This window comes from Soehngenia saccharolytica DSM 12858, assembly GCF_059568515.1.
The window spans coordinates 61,915-68,008 of sequence record NZ_JCANTN010000008.1 but is presented as its reverse complement, the minus strand read 5'-3'; the positions used below and the strand labels follow the sequence as shown (position 1 = coordinate 68,008).

The 6,094-nt window shown below is 29.7% G+C and carries 6 protein-coding genes; 5 read left to right on the top strand and 1 reads right to left on the bottom strand.

Translation table 11 applies throughout. The features are described from left to right. Positions 1–335 precede the first annotated feature (335 nt). On the top strand, positions 336–887 hold the full coding sequence (gene thiT, locus BO51_RS03810; protein WP_496484135.1) for an energy-coupled thiamine transporter ThiT: 552 nt from the start codon (positions 336–338) through the stop codon (positions 885–887). 8 nt (positions 888–895) lie between these two features. Beyond that, positions 896–1,534: a thiamine diphosphokinase gene (locus tag BO51_RS03805; RefSeq protein WP_496484133.1), complete on the top strand. Its 639-nt coding sequence runs from the start codon at positions 896–898 to the stop codon at positions 1,532–1,534. A gap of 51 nt (positions 1,535–1,585) precedes the next feature. On the opposite strand, the gene rpmB is transcribed toward BO51_RS03805, so the two are convergent. Then, positions 1,586–1,777, bottom strand: a complete 192-nt coding sequence (gene rpmB, locus BO51_RS03800) for a 50S ribosomal protein L28 (RefSeq protein ID WP_135271544.1) — start codon at positions 1,775–1,777, stop codon at positions 1,586–1,588. A 171-nt stretch (positions 1,778–1,948) separates the two neighbouring features. Between rpmB and BO51_RS03795 the strand changes: the two genes are divergently transcribed. From BO51_RS03795 to recG, 3 genes are read left to right on the top strand one after another with little or no spacing between them, the layout of a single operon-like run. Further along, entirely contained in the window at positions 1,949–2,311 is a 363-nt protein-coding gene (locus tag BO51_RS03795; RefSeq protein ID WP_496484131.1) for an Asp23/Gls24 family envelope stress response protein, read from the top strand. 19 nt (positions 2,312–2,330) lie between these two features. Further along, complete coding sequence (locus BO51_RS03790) at positions 2,331–3,974, top strand: DAK2 domain-containing protein (RefSeq protein ID WP_496484129.1); 1,644 nt, start codon at positions 2,331–2,333, stop codon at positions 3,972–3,974. A 45-nt stretch (positions 3,975–4,019) separates the two neighbouring features. After that, positions 4,020–6,077, top strand: coding sequence for an ATP-dependent DNA helicase RecG (gene recG / locus BO51_RS03785; RefSeq protein ID WP_496484127.1), 2,058 nt, complete (start codon positions 4,020–4,022; stop codon positions 6,075–6,077). The last annotated feature ends 17 nt before the right edge of the window (positions 6,078–6,094 follow it).

The window sequence follows — 6,094 nt, the reverse complement described above, 5'->3', positions numbered from 1 at the left end:
ACAACCTTGCATGTGACACGAGGAACCAGTGTTAACTGGCCTCAACCAGCCAAATAATGTAATCTTATGAGAATGGATAGATACTCTTTTTTACAGGTAGTCGCATAAAGGCGTCCTAGGAGGAATTGCATCAACCTCCAAATCCATAAATTAATTATACAATATTGTTCATGGTTCAGGCCAAAATAAACTGGCTTTATGGCTAAGATAAGAAGCCAAAGAAATGTATTTAATGATTAGAAAAGAAGACTATATTATTATTTAAGAAATTGATAATTATTACAGTGGAAAACTGTAATTTGATTATAACTATATTGTACAAGGAGGAATAAAAAATGAAGAAGAATACAAATGTATTAATGTTAGCTGAAGGCGGTATGATGATTGCATTGTCAGTTTTACTAGGATACATTGAAATCTACCAAATGCCAAATGGTGGAAGCATATCTGCAGGAAAGATGATACCTATAATTATCTATTCTTTAAGATGGGGGGTTCTACCTGGAATTTCTGTTGGAGCAATTTATGGAATATTAGACTTTATTTTAAAACCATTTTTCTTTCATCCAGTTCAGTTGCTTTTAGATTATCCAATAGCATTTGGAATCTTAGGAATCGCTGGTTTTGCAAAAATAAAAACAAGTCAAAAAAAAGGCTATTTTTCGATGATATTATGGACTACTTTAGCTATTCTCGGCAGACTGATATCACATGTGATATCTGGTGTTGTTTTTTTCTCTGAATATGCTGGGAACCAAAATCCTATAATATATTCATTTATATATAATGCAACATATTTAATTCCAGAATTGATTATTTCTTTAATAGTCTTAATTATTATTTGGAAACCATTAAAAAAATATTTTGTCAATAATAGGTTGGGATAGGTGGAAAAATGAAAGCACTAGTAGTATCAGGCGGCAATGAAATTAATAAAGACAAATTGATATCCCTATGTGAGCAAAATGATGTCATAATAGCAGCTGATGCAGGTGTAGAACAACTACTAAAAATTAATAAATTACCTGATTATTTAGTAGGTGATTTAGATTCAATTAGCAAAAAATCAATAGTTTATTTAAAATCTCAGAAAGTTAAAACTATTGTTTATCCAAAGGAAAAAGATAAATCAGATACAGAAATAGCAATAGACTTGATATTACCGCAAAATCCAGATAATATTACATTAGTAAGTGCAACTGGTACTAGAATAGATCACTCTCTTGCAAATATATTTCTTTTAAAAAAATTATCAGATCTAAATATTGATACTCAAATCATAGATAATAATAATATAATTAAACTTATTAAACCAGAACAAATAGTTTCTAAGGATGAGACTTTTAAGTATATATCGATAATACCTATGTGCTTAGATGGAATAGTCATTACCTTAAATGGTTTCCATTATAATTTAACAAAAAAACATATTGAGTTTGGATCGAGTTTTGGGATAAGTAATGAAATTGAAGAGAATGTAGGATATATAATAAAACACAGTGGAGAAGGATTACTGATTTTATCTAAAGACTAAATAAAAAGCTTACCGTTTTTTTAAACTGTAAGCTTTTTTAAAAAACCTCTACTATATTGCTCTTTGAACATTTCCTGATCTTAAGCATCTTGTGCATACATTTAATCTCTTTGTTGTTCCATCAACTACCACTTTTACTTTCCTAACATTAGGAGACCAGGTTCTCGAGCTCTTTTTGTTGGAAAAAGTAACTTTATTCCCAAATGATTTAGTTTTACCACATATTTCACATCTTTTACTCATAAAAACACCTCCCAAAACAATATATCAGTAACAGCTCCTCTACAACAACTTGTATTGTACCATACAAATCGTATTAATTGCAAGTAAAATAATGAATGCTTAGTTTTTTGTTGAATATTTATCTATATTATTGTAGAATGTTAAAGATAAGATAGTGAGGGAGGTAATATTTTGCCACTTATAATAAAAAATGAAATTGGTTCTATTTTTATTGAAGAAAGTGTAATTCAAGAAATAGTAGGAATGGCAGTCATCGAAAGCTATGGTGTTGTAGATAAAGCTTCAAAAGACTCTTTTGAAGAGATATTTAGCTTTTTTGGATTTGATCCATCCTACAAGGGTATAAAAGTTACAATAAATGATAATAATGTTAATGTTGATATATATCTTATTCTAGAATATGGTGTAAAAATATCAACTGTATGTCAAAATATTATTGAAAGAGTAAAATATAATTTGGAATTTTATACTGGTATATATATTGATGATATTAATATATTTGTTCAAGGCATCAGAACTGAAAGTGATCTTTAATTATTAGGAGGGACACAAGTTGATAAATACTTTTATAGATGGTTGGAAACTTAAAGCAGCTTTAGAAGCAAGTTATAACTATCTCGATGAAAACAAAGAAGTTGTTAATGCTTTAAATGTATTTCCTGTACCAGACGGAGATACAGGTACAAATATGAGTTTAACCATGCGATCAGCTGTCAATAACGCTCAAAAAATTATTGAGAATGATGCATCTAAGATAATTCAAGCTGCAAGTCAAGGTTCTCTAATGGGTGCAAGAGGTAATTCAGGCGTTATTTTATCCCAGCTATTTAGAGGTTTTAGCATTGGAATTAATGATAAAAAAGAAATAGATGCACAAACAATTGCTTTTGCAATGAGTAAAGCTTCAGAAACTGCCTACAAAGCTGTTATGAAGCCTACTGAAGGAACGATTTTGACTATAGCTAGAGAGTGTGGAGAATATGCTTTAAAGATATGTGATAATGTAAAAGATATCAATGAATTGTTAGAATTAGTAATTGCTCATGGAAATGTAGTCTTAGCTAAAACTCCTGAGATGTTGCCAGTACTTAAACAAGCTAATGTGGTAGATGCTGGTGGAAAAGGATTATTATTTCTTATGACAGGAGCATTAGAATTTTTATCCGGAGAAGTAACCACATTAGCAAATAAATCTATATCATCACCAATAGTCTCAGATATTTCTTTGAAGCGACAAAAAATTGATACTGATGATATTAAATTTGGATATTGTACAGAATTCATTATCGTTACAAATCATCAAGATATTGATGGCTTTAGAGATAAACTATCATTTTATGGTGATTCACTACTTGTAGTAGGTGCTGATGGAGTTATAAAAGTTCATATACACACTAACAATCCAGGAGAAGTTCTAGAGAAAGCGTTGCAATTGGGAGAACTTAGGGATATTAAAATTGATAACATGAGATATCAACATGAGGAAATTCTATTAAAAGATGAACTCGCACAAAGACAAGTTAATAATTCTGAGCCAGTAAAAAAATACTATATAATTTCAGTATCAACAGGGAATGGCTTAAATGAATTATTCAAAAGTTTAAATGTCGATCATATAATAACGGGTGGGCAAACCATGAATCCTAGTATTGAAGATATTCTTAGTGCTATAGAAAAATCAAATGCAGAAAATATAATTATATTGCCAAATAATAGTAATATAATATTAGCTGCTGAACAAGCAAAAAATGTTAGTGCGAAAAATGTTTATATTGTTCCTTCAAAGAACATAGCTCAAGGAATATCAGCAATAGTAGCATTCGATCCTGATAAAGAATTAAGTGAAAATCTAAGTAATATGAACAAAGCTATGTCAAATGTCATATCTGCTCAAGTGACCTATTCAATCAGAGATACTCAATTAAATGGTAAAACAATAGAAAAGGGAAATATAATTGGAGTGACTGATAAAGAGATATTGGCAGTCGGGAAAGACATTAATGAAGTGTCTGAAGAGTTGATAGAAAAACTGATTAATGATGATGTTTCTGTAATAACAATTATATATGGAGAAGGAGTTGATAAGAACAAAGCAGAAGATCTTGTCAAGCAGTTAGAAAATAAATTTAGTGAGTTAGAGATAGATCTTGTTGAAGGAAATCAACCAGTATACTACTATATATTTTCACTAGAATAAAAAAGACCCTACCTTAAGGTAGGGTTTATTTGGAGTGATAAAGATATGAATGATCTTAAGAAAAATGTTAGATATGTGAAAAATGTAGGACCAAAGCGAGCTGAAAAATTAAATAAATTAAATATACATTCAGTAGAAGATCTTATTTTTTTCTTTCCCAGGTCTTATGAAGATAGAACTACTATCAAATCTATTAAAGAGTATGAAAATAATGAAACTCTGAATTGCGTAGTTACAATAAAAACAGTTCCAACTATTTCTAACTTAAGAAATAATCTAAAATTATTAAAAGTAATTGCAACTGATGGTGATAGTGACATATCCCTTATATGGTTTAATCAAACTTACCTTAAAAATCAAATAAAGGTTGGAGAGAAATATTTTTGTAGAGGGAAAATAGCTAAAAATAAATATGAAATACAAATACAAAACCCTGAAATATCACCTTATACAAATGCTAGCTCTTTTATTAATATATTACCAGTTTATCCTTTAACGGATGGTCTTAGCAATAAAGAAATGATAAATATAATAAAGAATTGTTTAGAAGAATATTTAATATATGTTGATGATATATTGCCCGATGAACTACGCAATCATTATAATTTGATGAATAAAAGATCCGCCATAAAAGCATTGCATTTTCCAAACAACATGGCAGAACTTGAAAAGGCGAGAAAAACTCTTGCGTATGAAGAATTGCTAGTACTACAATTGACTATGAGTAATATAAAAATAAAAGATAAAACGGATAAGGGAATCAATTTCATTAGACATGATAAGTTGAATCTTTTTATTGAAAGCTTACCATTTGAATTGACAAAATCCCAAAAAGATGTTGTAAATGAAATATTAGACGATATGGCCTGTGAAAAACAAATGAATCGTTTGGTTCAAGGTGATGTTGGTTCTGGGAAAACAGTAATAAGTGCCATTGCCATGTTTAATGCAGTATTGAACGGTTATCAAGCAACTATGATGGCACCAACAGAGATTCTTGCATTGCAACATTATGAAACATTAACATCTTTATTTAGTAAAATAGAAATAAAAATTGCACTGCTAACTAGCAGCACTAATAAAACGGAAAAAGAAGAAATACTGAAAAATTTGGCTTTAGGTGAGATTGATATTTTAATCGGTACACATTCGATAATACAAGAAAATGTATTATTCAAAAAACTTGGGTTAGTTGTCACTGATGAACAACACAGATTTGGGGTAAATCAGAGAATGAAACTAGCAGCTAAAGGAAATTCGCCTGATATATTGGTAATGACTGCAACTCCAATACCTAGGAGTCTGGCTTTGATATTATATGGCGACCTAGATATATCAACTATTAAAGAATTGCCTCCAGGTCGACAAAAAATTGAAACTTTTGTGATGAGTACAGACAAAGAGGATGAAGTGTTTAATTTTATCATAAAGCAAATAGAAAATGGCCATCAGGTATACATCGTTTGCCCACTAATTGAATCAAACAATTCGGATAATTTAAATTCAGCAGAAAGTGTTTATCATAAATTAAATGGTAAATTCGGAGAAAAATATATTTGTGGTTTGATACATGGCAAATTAAGCCAGAAAGAAAAAGAAAAAGTTATGGGTGATTTTAAAAATGGAATGATCAAAATTTTAGTTTCTACTACAGTTATAGAAGTAGGGGTAAATGTTGCTAATGCAAATACAATGGTAATATATAATGCAGATAGATTTGGTTTATCTCAGCTCCACCAATTAAGAGGAAGGGTTGGCCGATCATCTCATAAATCGTATTGTATTTTATTGAATGATAATTTTAGTAAAATTGCTAGGGAGAGAATGAGAGTTTTACAATCAACAAATGACGGTTTTGAAATATCTGAGAAAGATTTATACTTAAGGGGTCCTGGTGAATTTTTTGGAACAAAACAACACGGAATTCCGCAATTGAAAATTGCAAATCTTTTTAGAGACATTAATATTTTAAAAGTTGCTCAAGATGATGCAAAATATATTCTTAGCGAAAATAAATTAATTTTCGACTCAAAATATACTTTACTAAAGAATAAAGTTGATGAATTAATTTATAATATGGATAATGAAATAATACTCAATTAATTGTGGTGGTGTTTTAC

Coding starts and splice junctions, on each gene's coding strand:
- thiT (WP_496484135.1), top strand. CDS start 336: ATGAAGAAGAATACAAATGTATTAATGTTAGCTGAAGGCGGTATGATG.
- rpmB (WP_135271544.1), bottom strand. CDS start 1,777: ATGAGTAAAAGATGTGAAATATGTGGTAAAACTAAATCATTTGGGAAT.
- recG (WP_496484127.1), top strand. CDS start 4,020: ATGAATGATCTTAAGAAAAATGTTAGATATGTGAAAAATGTAGGACCA.
- BO51_RS03805 (WP_496484133.1), top strand. CDS start 896: ATGAAAGCACTAGTAGTATCAGGCGGCAATGAAATTAATAAAGACAAA.